Origin of the sequence: Emticicia sp. SJ17W-69 (assembly GCF_051209875.1) — a bacterium.
Taxonomy (GTDB): Bacteria; Bacteroidota; Bacteroidia; order Cytophagales; family Spirosomataceae; genus Emticicia.
In genome coordinates this window covers 3,219,230-3,235,752 of the sequence record NZ_JBNTQY010000001.1, presented here as the reverse complement: position 1 = coordinate 3,235,752, position 16,523 = coordinate 3,219,230, and the positions used below count along the sequence as shown (strand labels likewise).

At 33.9% G+C, this 16,523-nt stretch carries 16 protein-coding genes; 1 reads left to right on the top strand and 15 read right to left on the bottom strand.

Features of this window, described 5'->3' with window-relative positions; translation table 11 throughout:
• Positions 1–15 precede the first annotated feature (15 nt).
• From ACQUQZ_RS13185 to apaG, 14 genes are all read right to left on the bottom strand, one after another.
• Entirely contained in the window at positions 16–2,244 is a 2,229-nt protein-coding gene (locus ACQUQZ_RS13185; protein WP_435355461.1) for a TonB-dependent receptor domain-containing protein, read from the bottom strand.
• Positions 2,245–2,275: 31 nt separating this feature from the next.
• Positions 2,276–3,334 (bottom strand): YncE family protein, encoded by a 1,059-nt coding sequence (locus ACQUQZ_RS13180; RefSeq protein WP_435355460.1) that lies wholly within the window; start codon positions 3,332–3,334, stop codon positions 2,276–2,278.
• 32 nt (positions 3,335–3,366) lie between these two features.
• Entirely contained in the window at positions 3,367–3,888 is a 522-nt protein-coding gene (locus ACQUQZ_RS13175) for a DUF3347 domain-containing protein (RefSeq protein ID WP_435355459.1), read from the bottom strand.
• Positions 3,889–3,956: 68 nt separating this feature from the next.
• A complete protein-coding gene (locus ACQUQZ_RS13170) occupies positions 3,957–6,302 on the bottom strand; it encodes a multicopper oxidase domain-containing protein (protein WP_435355458.1) in 2,346 nt (781 codons plus the stop codon).
• Entirely contained in the window at positions 6,299–7,039 is a 741-nt protein-coding gene (locus ACQUQZ_RS13165) for a PepSY domain-containing protein (RefSeq protein ID WP_435355457.1), read from the bottom strand. The genes ACQUQZ_RS13170 and ACQUQZ_RS13165 overlap by 4 nt, the downstream gene beginning before the upstream one ends.
• Before the next feature lie 26 nt (positions 7,040–7,065).
• On the bottom strand, positions 7,066–9,585 hold the full coding sequence (locus ACQUQZ_RS13160; protein ID WP_435355456.1) for a heavy metal translocating P-type ATPase: 2,520 nt from the start codon (positions 9,583–9,585) through the stop codon (positions 7,066–7,068).
• A gap of 73 nt (positions 9,586–9,658) precedes the next feature.
• The gene (locus ACQUQZ_RS13155; protein WP_435355455.1) at positions 9,659–10,216 is read right to left on the bottom strand and encodes a 5-fold beta-flower protein; all 558 of its coding nucleotides are present in this window, start codon (positions 10,214–10,216) and stop codon (positions 9,659–9,661) included.
• Positions 10,217–10,285: 69 nt separating this feature from the next.
• Positions 10,286–10,873 carry a helix-turn-helix domain-containing protein gene (locus tag ACQUQZ_RS13150; RefSeq protein WP_435355454.1) on the bottom strand — a complete coding sequence of 196 codons (588 nt, stop codon included), beginning with the start codon at positions 10,871–10,873 and terminating at the stop codon, positions 10,286–10,288.
• A gap of 79 nt (positions 10,874–10,952) precedes the next feature.
• Entirely contained in the window at positions 10,953–11,381 is a 429-nt protein-coding gene (locus tag ACQUQZ_RS13145; RefSeq protein WP_435355453.1) for an HYC_CC_PP family protein, read from the bottom strand.
• An 83-nt stretch (positions 11,382–11,464) separates the two neighbouring features.
• The gene (locus tag ACQUQZ_RS13140; RefSeq protein WP_435355452.1) at positions 11,465–11,803 is read right to left on the bottom strand and encodes a tRNA-binding protein; all 339 of its coding nucleotides are present in this window, start codon (positions 11,801–11,803) and stop codon (positions 11,465–11,467) included.
• Between the two features lie 6 nt (positions 11,804–11,809).
• Positions 11,810–12,142 (bottom strand): type II toxin-antitoxin system RelE/ParE family toxin, encoded by a 333-nt coding sequence (locus ACQUQZ_RS13135; protein ID WP_435355451.1) that lies wholly within the window; start codon positions 12,140–12,142, stop codon positions 11,810–11,812.
• Entirely contained in the window at positions 12,132–12,356 is a 225-nt protein-coding gene (locus tag ACQUQZ_RS13130) for a hypothetical protein (RefSeq protein WP_435355450.1), read from the bottom strand. The genes ACQUQZ_RS13135 and ACQUQZ_RS13130 overlap by 11 nt, the downstream gene beginning before the upstream one ends.
• 100 nt (positions 12,357–12,456) lie before the next feature.
• Positions 12,457–13,857: a class II fumarate hydratase gene (gene fumC / locus ACQUQZ_RS13125; protein WP_435355449.1), complete on the bottom strand. Its 1,401-nt coding sequence runs from the start codon at positions 13,855–13,857 to the stop codon at positions 12,457–12,459.
• Between the two features lie 164 nt (positions 13,858–14,021).
• Positions 14,022–14,411, bottom strand: a complete 390-nt coding sequence (gene apaG / locus ACQUQZ_RS13120; RefSeq protein WP_435355448.1) for a Co2+/Mg2+ efflux protein ApaG — start codon at positions 14,409–14,411, stop codon at positions 14,022–14,024.
• 204 nt (positions 14,412–14,615) lie between these two features.
• Here apaG and ung point away from each other — a divergent pair, with 204 nt between their 5' ends.
• Positions 14,616–15,281 carry a uracil-DNA glycosylase gene (gene ung / locus ACQUQZ_RS13115; RefSeq protein ID WP_435355447.1) on the top strand — a complete coding sequence of 222 codons (666 nt, stop codon included), beginning with the start codon at positions 14,616–14,618 and terminating at the stop codon, positions 15,279–15,281.
• A gap of 82 nt (positions 15,282–15,363) precedes the next feature.
• Here the strand turns inward: ung and lepB are convergent, their stop codons facing one another.
• The gene (gene lepB / locus ACQUQZ_RS13110; protein ID WP_435355446.1) at positions 15,364–16,509 is read right to left on the bottom strand and encodes a signal peptidase I; all 1,146 of its coding nucleotides are present in this window, start codon (positions 16,507–16,509) and stop codon (positions 15,364–15,366) included.
• Positions 16,510–16,523 lie beyond the last annotated feature (14 nt).

Here is a 16,523-nt window from a genome sequence, read left to right as displayed (position 1 = left end):
TTAAACTGTTTTACCTCAGATTCTGCCCCCTAATTTATACCTTGTACCGATATAAATTACTCTTCCGATTACTGGCCCCCATGCACTTCCTGCATCAAATCGACTACCAAATGGGTTATCTGGCGTAACAATTGGGTCTTTTTGTGTAAAATTCGATAAATTTTCTCCGCCTACATATACATCCCATCTGCGGAATGAACGGGAAACTTGAGCATTTAGATTGAAAAATGCTGGAGCATATCTAATTGGCATTGCTTCATAGCTTGTATGTACATAGCTTGGTGACAAATTAGGTACTCGACGCACGCCATTGTATTGCAAAGTTAAATCCCATTTCCATTTTTCGTAAGGAAGAGCATAGCCAACATTAAACAAAACTCTGTCTCGTGGGATAAACATTTTACGAACTGTAATTTCTTGATTTAATGATTTTCCCAATGTTTGCCAAACATCAGCATAACGATATGCGATTTTGAATTCTAAACGAGCAGCTGGTACTAAGTTTAATTCAATTTGGGCAGAATTAGCAAAGTTTTTACCTTGAGAATTATAAAAATAGATAAAATTGGGATGTTCTGTATCACCAATAAGTTGATTCTGAAAATTGGTACGGAAAATATCCAAAATAAAATTCGATTTGCCAAAAGATTTAGTGACACTTAATCCATAATTCCATGAAACCTCTGGACGAATTACTTCTAAAAACCTGACTGTACGAGAGCTAACTAAGTTGCCAAAATATTCAGCAAATGGGTTAGCAGTTCTAAATCCTTTTCCTGCCGATAATCGGATTGCGGTATTATTGGTTGCATTGTATAAAATATGTAATCGAGGAGTGAAAATCGTACCATACATATTATGAAAATCAAGCCTTGTTCCTGCTACGGCAGTCAATTTGTCGAGGTATTTGTAAGTATATTCAAAGAATGCTCCAGGTACTATTTCTGTTCTTGCACGAATAATATCAGCATAGGTCTCGTCATATTTATCATAAAGAAAACTCAAACCCGTTTTGTAAGTATGATTGGTATTGCCAAAAATATCCTGATAAATTAAATTACCATAAATTGTTTTCTGTTTTCCATCATAAGGTCTAAAACCGAATTGTGATTTTGAATCGTGCATGATTCCACTAAAAATTAAACCAAGTCCACGATAAGGTTTATCTTGATATAATTTGGCAGTTTTTGAGAAAAATTCAGCACGATTAGTATTATTTGAAAAACGGTAAATTAAGTTATCTAATGACAGCGGATTTTTATTGATTTGACCACCTAAACGCTCATCATGCAAGAATTTTATGCCAAATTGAGCCATAAACTTGTCAGATTGGTACTTCCAGCGATTGATAAAATTGGCTTGGGTATATTTAGGCAAATCATAAAAATTGTCATTGTTTTTATCAAGCGTTGTTTGCATAGTTGAGCCATGCGTCAATAAGCCTACCGACCAACGGGATGCTTTTTTGAATTTGTGTGCTAAATTCAAATTAATTTCACCTCTTCCAAAGCTATTTAAATAGGTATTCAAATAAATTTTTTCAGCTAAATCTGGTTTTTGTAATTCAACATTGATTTGTCCAGTCATAGATTCATAACCATTGATGACCGAACCTGCTCCTTTACCAATATCAATTGACTGAACCCAAGTGCCTGGAATATAATTAAGACCAAACGTACTTGCCAAACCACGCAATGATGGAATATTTTCAACATTCATTTGAACATAAGTTCCAGCTAAACCTAATAATTGAATTTGTTTGGCACCAGTGACGGCATCTGCATAACTGACAGATACAGAGGCATTTGTTTCAAAACTTTCTGAAAGGTTACAACAAGCCGCCTTAGCCAAGGCTTTTGAAGTAATAATTTCAGTATGAATGGGTGACATTCTGTCAATGGCCGTAGATGTACTTCTTACAACCACCTCTTGTAGTTGATTTTCTGATGTTAAATAAATTTTTAAATCAGTTTCATTGTTGATGATAAGTGTATCAGCTTTATAACCAATAAAACTTACAACTAATTTGATTGATTTTGAGCGAGCAATTGAAAATTTGCCTTCAACATCACTTGTTGTTGCTACTTTTGTACCGAGCCAATTAATCGTTGCACCAATGATAGGTTCTTCTTTACCATTACTTTTATCTACCACAATGCCAGTTACATTTTGTGCTAACAATTGAAAGTTAAAAATAAATATAAGTAATAATGAGGATATATATATCTTTTTAAATTTCGACATTTGATATTTTTTTTTAAATATTTTCATGAATTCAATGTTTCAAAACGATACCATTTGGTTTTTGACCAACCTGTACATCTTTGATTTTTTGGTGAGAAATGACATCAATAACCGAAACACTTAAATTGCCTTGGTTGGTTACATAAGCAATTTTCCAATCTTTTGTAAAGGCAATCGCATGAGCATCTAATCCAGTTTGAAAACTTCCCTTTTTTTTCCAAGTGTTATTTTCTCTAACAAAATAATGAACATAACTTTGCCCTGCATTACTTACCCACATTTCATTAAGTAATTGATTATAAGCTACATAGCCTGGCTTAAATTCTAATTTAACGGTTTCAATTACTTCTAATTTCTCCACATCAATAATGCTAATGGATTGTCCCAGTTCATTATCTACATACATTCTTCCATCTACGCCAAGCCAAGCCCCAACTGGTTCTTCGCCCACTGCAATTGTTTTTATTACTTTTTTCTCTAAAATATCCAATACTGAAACTGTATTACTACCTCCATTTGCTACAAAAGCATACTTATTATTAGCCGAAAATGTAACTTCAGCAGGTTCTTCTCCAACTAAAATTGTGTTTTTGAGTGCCATAGTTGAGGCATCATAAATCAAGGTTTTGCCATGATGCTCCATTAAAGTTGTCCAAATTTCTTTACCATCGGGAGAAAAAATAGCATTGTGGTTAGGTTTCGGCAATTCAGTTTTTGATAATATATTTCCATTCTTTGCATCAATAATCAGAATATGCCCAGTAGATTCGTGATTACCCAAGTGGCCTTCGCTCAAATCTACTCCAGGAACACCAATACTTAGTTTTGAGCCATCGGGCGAAAGATAAATATGGTGAGGAAATTGAATATCTAAATTTTTAGCACCATTGTGGTTATCAATTGTCGAATTTTCTAAAGAAATTGTACTTCTTGTTTCGTTGGTAGCTAAATCAATCACCGAGATGGTAGTACTTTCACCATTTATTACAAATGCTGATGGGGCAATAATATTGATTTCAGGGTTTGCATCATTTGTAAGGCATGATTGCAAACCCAAAGAAAACATAGATAAAGTGATTATCTTTTTCATTTAAAATGTGATGTAATTTGAAATGATCTGGATTATTTCTTTGAAATTGTTTCTGTTACCTTGCCACAAGTAAGCATTTTATTGCCATAATATGGATTTTTAACTGCTTTATTGTTGCTTAACCAACTCTTTTTTACCATTGGGCAATATTGCACAAAAGCATCATCTGAGCTACCAAAAGCTTTTACTAAGTTTACAAGATTGGTCGATAAATCTCCAAAATGCTCTCTTTGGTGCTCGGCATCTTTGCTTTCGTTGATGTGTTCAGCATCGTTACTTAATTTGCCATTCAAAGTTTTGAAGAAACTTTTTTGTTCTGCTGTCATTTTTGATTCGTCAATGGCATCCAATTTCGCTAAGAAAGTCTTTGCTTCGATGCTTGCTTTTTTAGCGTCTGTTGCTACCAAGGCATCTTTTACGGCATAATAAGCTGTCAATAATTCATTCGTTTGACTAATTACAAGAGCGTCTACTTTATCAAATTTAGTATTTTGAGCAAATGAATTAGAAGCGAAAATTACTATTAAAAGTGCTGCGATTTTTAATAATTTCATTGTTTTTATTTGTTTGAATTTGAAAAATATTTTTAAATAATATTTGATTATTAGGTAGATACGTATTTTTAATAATTTAGATTTAGTCCTACGCCAAAACCCATGTCGCTATCATAATGAGTTGTAAGACCGATGTTTTTATTCAAGATATAACGAAAACCAGCCATGTATTCTTTATCAGAATTGACCATAAAACTCATTCTTAAACGTTTTCCTAAAGGAATATCTTCACGTAGGAGTTGTAAAAGTACTGTGCCATCCGTAAATACTTCTGATTCAAATTTGATAAGCATCGGTAAAGTTGAAGAAAATCCAACTGAAAGTGCTTGTCGAGTATCTTTGGTATCTTTTTGGCCAAAAATATTTTTCTCTTGAAAGTTGATACCATGTTTTCTGTAACGGTAATCAAAACCTATAAATGGCATAAACCATTGCATTTTTCCAATATATCTACCCAGATGTGTTTCGACCTCATATCCGTGCATATCAGAATATCCTAGTCGCCATTCAGAACCTATGCTCCAACGGGTATTTTGAAGCATGGCCATTCCATCATTGCCATTGGTAGCAAAATCATTTTCCGCCATGAAATGAAACTCTCTATCATCAGCAAATAATTTTCTTTGAGCTAATTTTGGGTTTGTGATTTCAGGATTTTTTGTTTGATTTTCGTAACTAAAAACCCTACCCATGCCTGCCATCATGTGATAAAGAATATGACAATGAAAAAACCAATCTCCCATTACATTGGCATTGAATTCTAAAGTATCAGTTTCCATTGGCATGATGTCAATGACATTTTTTAACGGAGCATAATCTCCTTGACCATTAAGTACCCTAAAATCATGTCCGTGCAAGTGCATCGGATGACGCATCATAGAACCATTGTAGAGAATAATCTTTACGTTTTCGCCTTTTTTTATTAAAATTTTATCACTTTCAGAAACCACTTTGTTATTTAAACTCCAAACATAACGATTCATATTACCAGACAATTCGAAACGCAACTCCTTGATTTGAGAATCTTTAGGTAGATTTGTTTTCGCAGGAGATTTAAGCATCGAATAGTTCAATGTTACAATATCTGACATTTCATTGCTATTATATTGAGCTTCATCCATCTTCATTGTTGATGAACTATCTTTCATGACATGTTTTTTGTTTTCAATCTCGCCTGTTATTTCAGGATACATCACCACATTCATGTCCATTTGATTTAAAGACATTTGCATACCCATGTCATCTAAATCTCCGTTCATTTTCATCATGCCATTCATCATTTTCATTCCTTCGAAATATTTGAGTTTTGGCATTGGCTTCGCCTTTATTTTACTACCTTCACCCAAAAATAACGAAGCAGATTTAGTTCGGTCTTCTGAAGTAGCTAAAAATTCATAAGATTTTTGATCTTCAGGAATATTAACTATTACATCATAAGTTTCAGAAACAGCAATAATTAATCTATCCACTTCTACAGGCTCGACATCATTGCCATCATTTGCCACTACAGTTATTTTTCCACCCGCATATTTTAACCAAAAATAGGTTGATGCTCCACCATTTGAAATTCTTAATCGAACTCTATCTCCTGCTTTGAATAATTGAGTTGTTGTTTCTTTCTTTCCATTAATTAAAAACTTATTATAATATACATCACTGACATCCATTGCATTCATTCGCTTCCATTCATTGGTAATTTTTGTTTTGAAATATCCTTGTTTGATTGCTTCACCATAACTTTGCGTTGTTCCTTTTTGAATAGCAAACCAATCGGTAGCATTATGCAACATCCGATGAACATTTTCGGGTTTCATGTCTGTCCATTCACTTAAAATAATTGGAATGGTGGGCAAATCATCAATTCCTGCCCTAAATGTTGAGTCTGAAACTCTTTTATTTAAAATCATTGAGCCATACATACCAATCTGTTCTTGCAAGCCAGTATGACTATGATACCAATGCGTACCATGTTGAATAATTGGGAATCGGTATAAATGAGTCGTATGAGCTTTAATAGGCATTTGTGTTAAATTTGGAACTCCGTCATATTTATTTGGTAAAAATAAACCATGCCAATGCAATGAGGTTTCTTCATTTAGTTCATTATGTACGTAAATTTCAGCCGTATCCCCCTCCATAAAGGTCAAAGTGGGCATCGGTATTTGTCCATTTACCGCAATGGCTCTTTTGGGTTTATTACCAAAAACCACCGTTGTATCTCTTACATATAAATCAAATCTAACTACTTTTGGTAAATATGTAATTGTTTGGGGTTTAGTTGTTTGTATCTTATTTTCTTCTTGTATGGCTGCATTTTGCTTTTGCTGCATAGGCACTTGATGTTGCTCATGCTGGGCAAAAGTTGATACATTGATTAGTAAAAAAGTGATGAAAAAACAATAATAAAATTTCATAATTTGGTGGATATTTTGCGACTGACAAAAAATAGCGTAAACCCTGTTGCGATAGTAAATAATCCAAAAATAGAGAAAGCTCTTAATAGCCAATTTGAAAGATTGTCACGGCTTTGGTAGTCCATCGTGTGTAACATCCACAAGAAATCAAAGACTCTCCATTTATTATTTCTGAATTTCTGCACCGTTCCCAATTCGCTGGCGACATAAACAGTTGTATTGGATGGATGCTCAAAAGTTATTGCATAAGCAGGCAAAGGTTGTTCACGGTATTCGTGATGACCATTGGTGCTTGTGAGATATTCAACTTGTTTAACTTTTGCATCGTTTGAAAAATTTTGTTGAGCTATTTCGGTTGCCTCATTTTTGGATAGGGTAGGGCGAAGTTCTCCAGTTTCAGCATTGGCAAGCTGTATTTTTTTGCCTCTATCATGTTCTTTTGAATAAGTAATTTGATAAACCGGACTTCCTAAAAGTTGAATAAGGCGAATATCAAAGATGAAATTAACAGAATCTTTTGCTTTGATTTTTTGAATAATTTCTTGCGGGCTGATTAATTTTAGATCACTACCCAATGGATGAATATGGGCTTTTTGATGGTCACCATGTACTTCATCCATGTCAGACCAACTAAAATATATCCCACCAATTGTCCAAAACAAAAATTGAATACCTAAAATGACACCAAACCAACGATGCGTTTTTCTTACTTTTCTCTGAAATTCGCCTTTTTTCATGATTAAATATAGTAATTTATGTAAAATCAAAGTTTAATACTTCGTAATCTTAAAGCATTGGCAATGACTGAAACTGAGCTAAAACTCATGGCCAGTGCAGCAATCATTGGTGACAACAGAATACCAAAGAATGGATATAAAACACCAGCAGCAATTGGTACGCCCAATGTATTATAAATAAAAGCAAAAAATAGGTTTTGTTTGATGTTTTTCATTACCGCATGGCTCAGATTTTTAGCTTTTACGATACCTTGTAAATCACCTTTAACTAAAGTTATTTTAGCACTTTCAATGGCGACATCTGTGCCTGTACCCATCGCAATTCCAATATCTGCTTGAGCCAAAGCAGGAGCATCATTTATCCCATCACCAGCCATTGCCACAATTTTTCCCTCTGCTTGTAATCGTTTGATTTCATTTAATTTGTCTTGTGGTAAACAAGATGCTTTAAAACTGCTCAAATTAAGTTCTTCTGCCACTGCTTTTGCTGTATTTTCATTATCTCCTGTAAGCATTATTACTTCAACACCTTGAGCCATTAGTTCTTTGATAGCTGCTTTACTTGTGGTTTTTATGGCATCTGTGATTGATACATAACCAACAGCTACACCATCAATTGAAATATAAGATACAGTTTTTCCAGTTTTTTGCTCAACAATAATTTTGTCCTCCAAGTCTTTTGATGTAATTATACCTAATTGTTCTAAGAGCGATTTATTTCCAAGAGCTACTTTACGATTGCTTACTGTTCCAACAACTCCTTTGCCAGCAATTGCTTCAAAATCATTTACTTCAATCAAAGAAATATGTTTTTCTTTGGCATCATTTACAATAGCTTGAGCCAATGGGTGTTCACTATATTGATTGAGAGAAGCAATGCTTTGCAATAAGTTATCTAACTCATCATTTTTTAAAGAAAATATTTTATCAACTGATGGTTTGCCTTCGGTAATTGTACCAGTTTTGTCCGTGATTAAAACATTAACCTTATTCATTTTTTCTAAAGCCTCGGCATTTTTTATTAAAATTCCTGAAGAAGCTCCTTTACCAACTCCCACCATCACAGACATCGGAGTTGCCAAGCCTAATGCACATGGGCAAGCAATGATCAAAACGGCAATTGCATTGATATAACCATAAACTAAAGCAGGTTCGGGGCCAAATGCTGCCCAAATAAAAAAGGTAATGATTGAGGTACTTACAACAATGGGGACGAAATATTTTGAAATTTTATCTGCTAATTTCTGAATAGGTGCTTTTGAGCGACTTGCGTCATTGACCATTTGAATGATTTGCGAAAGCAATGTTTCAGCCCCTACTTTTTCGGCAATCATCACGAAGGTTTTATTGCCATTGATTGTACCTGTACTTACTGCATCACCAACTTTCTTATCAACAGGAATTGGCTCTCCAGTTATCATTGATTCATCAATTGAGCTGTCACCAACAGTGATTTTCCCATCAACAGGAATTTTTTCACCGGGCTTTATGCGTAATAAATCTCCTTTTCGCACATCATTAATTGAAATTTTACTGCCAAAACCATTAATTAAAATAGTGGTTTCTGTTGGGGCTAACTTCAATAATTCCTTAATAGCTCCACTTGTTTGGCTGTGGGCTTTTGCTTCTAATAATTGTCCTAATAAAACTAAGGTTAGAATAACCGTTGTTGCTTCAAAATAAAGATGTACTGTGCCCATTTCATCTTTAAATTCATTTGGAAAAATACTTGGGAAAAACAATCCAAACAAACTAAAAAGGAAAGCTACACCCGAACCAATGCCAATAAGTGTAAACATATTGAGGTTCCAAGTAATAATGGATTTCCATGCACGGGTAAAAAACATCCAACAAGCATAAAAAACGACAGGAAGACTTAAAATAAACTGTACCCAATTCCACGAAGAATGATTCATGATTTTCATCAATGGATTGTTGGGTATCATGTCACTCATAGCAATGACGAAAATAGGAATTGTGAAAGCAAGTGAAATTTTCATTTTCCTCCACAAATCATTATAAGTTTTATTCTCGTCGCTTTCAGTGGTTGTTTTTAGAACTAAATCCATTCCACAAATTGGGCAAGCACCTGGTTCATCTTTAACAACCTCAGGGTGCATGGGGCATGAATATTCTTTTTTTTGTGAAATATTAGCCTGAGGTACTAAGTCCATTCCGCAAACAGGGCAATCGCCTGCTTTATCATATAATTTATCACCTTCACAATGCATAGGACAATAGTATTTTCCTCCACTATGATTATGAGCGTTTTTATTTTCTTCGTGCTTAATTGGCTTTTTTTCTACTTTATTTGCATGATACGCTGCAATTTTATCCGTATTAGTCTCCTCGATTGTATATTTTCCTGCTACTGATAATGATTCTTGCAATTGTTCGGTAGGGATATGTTTTCCCATTGTAATGGTTGCCACGGGTGGTTCTAAAGTTACAACTGCTGAAACTCCATCAATTTCATTCAGTGAATTTTCGACTTTTGTTCTACAACCATTACATGACATCCCATTTATTTGATAGGTGTGCGTCATTTTTTTATGATTTTAATAATTTAAAAATATAGCCAACGGATTTCCCATTAGCTATATTTACTTTTTCTAACGATTACTTTTTAGCCACTTTATGCAATTTCATGTGACATTTTGGGCAACTATCACCTTCTTTTCCTGTAACTTCAGGGTGCATTGGGCAAGTATATTTGCCTTCTCCAGTCATTTGAGCATGGTCTTTCATATCCATATTGTTTTGGAAGCAATAAAGTACACAAGCCATTCCTTTATAACTTGAGTGGATATTGCCAATTTTTTTACCAGAGGCGTCATAAATATTACAACTTTTACCATCATCTTTGACGCTAAATGCCACATCCCCCTTGACATTATGGTAGGTTTTTCCATCTTTGCCCATACGTCCCATTAATTGACCTTTGGCATCAACTAAATTTCCTTGCCCATCAATGTATGCAATTTTATTACCTTTCGCATCATTGACTACATTTTCTTTGGTAATTTGACCTACTTTCACTTCACCTTTTTTGATTTCACCTTTTTGGTTAATACTCAACATTTGGTGTTTGTAATTGGCATCTTGTGCAATTACAACTGAATGAATAAATGAAGTTGCTATGAAGAGCAAAACGATTGTGTTTTTTAAAGTTTTCATATTCTTACTTTGTTTAAATTTTTGTTCAACAAAGGTATGAACCCTATTTGGTGTATATGTTACAGAATTTTAGATCATTTTTACATCTTTTTTGACTCCATCAAGCGGTAAACGGTTTTTTACTTTTTGACGCTTATATTCACTTGGTGTGATACCAACAACCTGCTTAAATTGGTTTGATAAATGAGCTACACTACTATATTCTAAACTCCATGCTATCTCAGAAAGGTTGAATTCTCCATTGAAAAGTAATTCTTTGGCTCGTTCAATTTTTTGTGAGATAATATACTTTTCAATAGTAGTTTTTTCAATAGTAGAAAATAGTGTGCTTAAATATGAGTATTCATGCCCAATGTGTTTTACAAGGAAATCTGAGAAATTTTGAGAAATGGGCTTTTCATTTTTTTGCGAATGTATCTCATTGATAATCAATCGTTTGATGTTTTCAACAATGGCTGCCTGATGATTCTCAATTAGTTCAAAGCCATCTCTTAGGAGAAGATTTTGAACTTGTTTGTAGAAAACTTCATCAAGATTACCATCAATTTCAACAAAACCTAAGCCTATATTGGATACTTTTAGTCCAATATGTTCAAGGTCTTCACGTACAACACGTACACAACGGTTGCACACCATGTTTTTGATGAGTAATTGCATGATTGTAAAAGTAGTAAATAGAAAATTCTGCAAACAGTATGCTAGTTTGCTAATTTTAAGCTTTCAACACTACTTTTACTCAGATTAAATAAGATTGAATGAATGCAAGAATTTCTCGCCCAGATGGAGGAGAAGCAGAGGAATGATTGGCAGAAGAAATATTTTCAAGAATAGCCTCTACAACAGTTTTTGTAAATGAAATAACTGTTGATTTTACCCAATCTAATGTGTTTTGTGCAAATTTAGCAACCAATTGAGAAGCTGAAGATGAATACTCAACATTTTCATATTTTTCATCTTCACTGCAACATTTTGATTTTTTTATAGTAGTTTTTTGAGGAATTTGCTGCTGTTTTGTAATTCCACAACAGGCATCGCCACTTTTATGAAGGGAAGTTTGTTTACCTCGCACTGTACAAGAGTGTTCAACCAAGCCAAAGCCAGTGCTACTAAGCAGTACAACTACTGCCATCATAACGTTGAATGTGCGAAATAATACCTTTTTCATATTTGAATTATAGAATAAATCTATGAAATTATTTACAAATGTATCAAATTTATTATGAGATTTCCAAATAAAATCATTAGATTTTAAGCCAAACGGCTGCCATTAGGTACTTTTCGCTCGATTTGCGAGAGCACAACTTCCCCATCATCTAAAATAAAACCTGTAGTAAGCACTTCAGACATAAAATCGGCAATCTGTCGTGGAGGGAAATTGGTCACACAAATGACTTGTCTGCCCAATAAATCTTCTTTAGAATAAAGTTTTGTAATTTGAGCGGAGGATTTTTTTATGCCAATTTCTTCACCTAAATCAATCAAAAGTTTATAAGACGGCTTTCGAGCTTTTGGAAAATCAGTTACTTCAATGATTGTTCCTGCACGTAGTTCTACTTTTTCAAAGTCTTGCCAAGTGATTGTTTCCATGAAAATTTAGTTGATTGTATTTTCTTTTAATAAGAAAGTAAGCTCTTTGTCAGTGATGTTTTCTTTATCTGATTTGTCGTAAATAGAAAGTAAAACTACTTTTTCTTGAACCGAAAAAACGGCTGTGATAATTCTTGCACCACCACTTTTGCCTTTCCCTTTACTTTCAATAGCTAATCTTATTTTATAGCAATTTTTTCCGAGTGGAGTTCCTTGGGTTGGTTCTATTGCTAATTTCTCACCAAGCAAAGCTACATCATTTTTTAATGATAAATATTTTTTTGTAAGACGTTTTAATTCTTTTACAAAATTTTGAGAAGTAATAACATCATAATTCATTCAAAACATCTTTTAGAGGTCGAGTTTTTAATGTGCCTTTTTGTAAGGCTATAAAATCTTCCTTAAGATTCTGAAGAATTTGCTCTTTGCTTGGTTCCTCATCACTTTGAATAAGAGAAACCAATTTTGCTTGTTTAGATTTTGGTAATTGTTTTACCAAACCAACAATTTGCTTAAATGTAAGCGGAATACTAAAATTTGAAGAAGCATTCATAAATAACTGATTTATCTTTTTGCAACAAATCTTTTGTTTATTTAGTTTTCATACATGGCATGACCGATTAGAATAACAGTCATACCATGTATGAAATTTATTATTTCAAACTACCAACCATTTCTTCTGGTTTTACCCAAGCATCAAATTCCTCGGCTGTCAAATAGCCTAAGCTAATGGCAGTTTCTTTTAAAGTTGAACCATTTCTGTGAGCAGTTTGTGCAATTTCGGCAGATTTATAGTAACCAATTTTGGTATTCAATGCCGTAACAAGCATCAATGAATTATTGACGTGTTTGGTAATATTTTCTGTTAGTGGAGCTAATCCAATCGCACATTTATCGTTGAATGAAATACAACCTTCACCAATCAAACGAGCTGAGTGCAAGAAATTATAAATCATGACAGGTTTGAATACATTCAATTCAAAATGCCCCATTGCTCCACCAAAATTAATGGCTACATCATTGCCCATTACTTGTGCTGCAATCATTGTTAAGGCCTCACATTGGGTAGGATTTACTTTTCCAGGCATAATTGAAGAGCCAGGCTCATTATCAGGAATGAACAATTCGCCAATACCTGCACGTGGTCCAGAGGAAAGCATACGAACGTCATTAGCAATTTTCATTAAACTTGCCGCAACTGTTTTCAATGCCCCATGAGCTTCTACAATAGCGTCATGTGCTGCCAATGCTTCAAATTTATTTTCAGCAGTAATAAAAGAAAGTCCAGTTAAATTGGCGATGTGTTTAGCCACTAACTCAGAATAACCTTCTGGTGTATTAATTCCAGTACCTACGGCAGTTCCACCAAGAGCTAACTCAGAAAGATGTGCTAAAGTATTTTTAATTGCTTTTAATCCATGATTTAGTTGTGAAACATATCCTGAAAATTCTTGTCCAACAGTCAATGGCGTTGCATCCATGAAGTGTGTACGACCGATTTTTACCACGTTCATAAACTCGGCAGATTTTGCTGCTAAAGTATCACGCAATTTTTCGATGCCAGGAATCGTCACTTCAATCAACATTTTGTAGGCTGCAATGTGCATAGCCGTAGGAAATGTATCATTTGATGATTGTGATTTATTTACATCGTCATTTGGGTGTAAAAATTTTTGTTTATCACCCAGATCTCCACCTTGCAATACATGTCCACGATAAGCAATTACCTCATTGCAGTTCATGTTTGACTGTGTGCCCGAACCAGTTTGCCAAACTACTAAAGGGAATTGGTCATCTAATTTTCCTGCTAAAATTTCATTGCAAACAGTTCCAATTAAATCTGCCTTCTCTTTTGACAACACACCTAATTCTTGATTAGTCAGTGCTGCTCCATGTTTTAAATATGCAAATGCCTTAATGATTTCTTTAGGCATTTTATTAATGTCTTGAGCAATTTTAAAGTTTTCGATTGAGCGTTGAGTTTGAGCACCCCAATAAACATCAGCAGGTACTTGTACCTCGCCCATCGTATCTTTTTCTATTCTGTATTGCATGATTTTTTATAATATATTATTAGATTTAAAATAAATTATTTGTTTTGCAAAATTAAGGTAGTTTTGAATATACTATTGAAAAACTATAATAATTTTACGATTTTTTAAACAAAGAAAGCACGACCAATGCCGTGCTTTCTTTATTAGATATATTCAATAAGACATTAGTTCAATCGGTAAGGCACAATTAGATTAAATTCGGGTATTTCAGCATAAAATTGTTTCCCATCAATAAGGCGTTCCATCAAATAATTGCCGACCATTTTGCCAACAGAAGTTTTTAAATTACATCCAGAAACGTATTCATGAACTTCACCAGGTTCTAAAATGGGTTGCAAGCCAATAACTCCTTCACCTTCAACTTGACGTACAGTGGCATTGGAATCATAAATATACCATTGACGACGTAAAAGTTGTACTGTATTATCACTATTATTTTCGATTCGAATGCGATAAGTGAAAACATAGTGTTCTTGTAAAGGACTGGAATAGGAAGGCTGGTATTCAGTAATAACACTCACTTTTACACCAGCAGTTATTGCAATAGTTGTCATAATTAAAAATAGCGTTAGGGCAATGAAATTTTGCAAGTTTTTCTGAGTAATTTAAGTTTATGACGTGTAAATTAGCGTCATGGTAACTTAATTTTGAATTTTATTGTAAAAAAACTTATCAAACAGCTACTAAGAATGGGTATTAATGATTTAAAGGATTAAAATTACAAAATATTTTTAAATACAAATATATATTTATTGAACATGGATGTAAAAATTGATGAAAGTTGGAAAAAGAGATTAAAAAATGAGTTTGAAAAATCTTATTTTGAAAATCTAATAAACTTTGTCAAAGCAGAATATCAGAACGGGGTTTGTTATCCTCCTGGAAAATTAATTTTTAATGCTTTTGATAAATGTAGTTTTGAAAACACACGAGTAGTGATTCTTGGGCAAGACCCTTATCATGGTCCTCGTCAGGCTAATGGCCTAAGTTTTTCAGTGAATGATGGTGTCACATTTCCTCCTTCATTGATAAATATTTTTAAAGAATTGGGTGATGATTTGGGCATACCTTTTCCTAAAAGTGGTAATTTGGAACGTTGGGCTGAACAAGGAGTTTTGATGCTGAACTCAACATTGACAGTCAAGGCGAGTATGGCAGGATCACATCAAAATAAAGGATGGGAGCAGTTTACAGATGCTGTAATAAAATGTATTAATGACGAAAAAGAAGGCGTTGTTTTTATGCTTTGGGGAAAATATGCCCAAGATAAAGGCAAAATTATTGATGCAAAAAAGCACTTTGTGCTAAAATCAAAACATCCATCACCAATGTCGGCCAATTTTGGTGGTTGGTTTGGAAACAAACATTTCAGTCAAGCCAATAATTATTTGAGAAGTAAGGGAATGAAGGAGATTGAGTGGTAGGGGGTAAAGTGTCAGAGAGGAATAAAGTGGCAAAGGCACAAAGAAGTGAATTTCTCGGTGCCTTTGTCATTTTAAACCTCTGTTATCTAATGATTGAAAATAAGCGACTCCAACGAATTTTATTCAAGAAACTACCATCTTTATCAATCGACATCCAAATAAATACTGCTTTTCCAACGATATGATCTTCAGGCACAAATCCCCAGAAACGAGAATCATCAGATCCATGACGATTATCACCCATCATGAAATAATAATCTTGTTTGAATGTGTAAGAAGTGATAGGTTTGCCATCTAAAATGATTTTTCCATCAACCAATTTTGCATCAGAATTACCATCAAAAGTCAAAATAACACTTTTATACAAAGCAAGATTTTTTTCATCTAATTGAACAGTCACACCTTTTTTAGGAATCGTAATTGGCCCGAAATTATCTCTATTAAAAGGGAATAATCTTGAATTTTGCGGGAAAGTTGGGTTAGTTGCATACGTTGATGTATCTCCTTTTTCCTGAAGCATTGGCGTAATATTTTTCACAAAATCAAGCCCTTTCATATCATTGATTGATTTCTGAGATGCAGTCACATAATAAATGGTTTTATCTGTCATACGCATATCTTGCTGAAACTCAGTGATTTCATATTTCTTGAAAATCTTTTCATTTACTTGCGTATTGGTTTCAATAGCGTATTCAATTTGCGATTTTTCAGGTGTGTCCGATGCTTTACCGTTAATAAAAACTTGTCCTTTTCGTACTTCCAATATATCACCTGCAATCGCAACGCATCGTTTGATATAGTTTGTTCTTAAATCAACAGGATATTTATCATATCCACCAAATTCATCAGGTCGAGTAGGGCATCCTGGATAATTAAATACAACTACATCACCATTTTTAACTGAGGTAAACCCAGGCAAGCGGAATTGAGGTAATTGAATTAAAGTTGAATATGAAGGGATTTCAGTAAACCAAATTTTTTGATGGGTCAATGGTACTTGTAAAATAGTTTTTGGTGTACGTGAACCGTAATGGAGTTTACTCACAAAAAGGAAATCGTTGATTAAAAGGCTTTTTTCCATCGAACCCGTTGGAATTGTATAAGCTTCTAAAAATAACCATCTAATTAATGTAGCAGCTACTACTGCAAATAATACTGAATCGAACCACTCTCTTATTGCTGATTTTTTCTTTACAGGTTTGGTTTCTGTTGTTAATACTTCTGCCATTGATTTTTTATTTA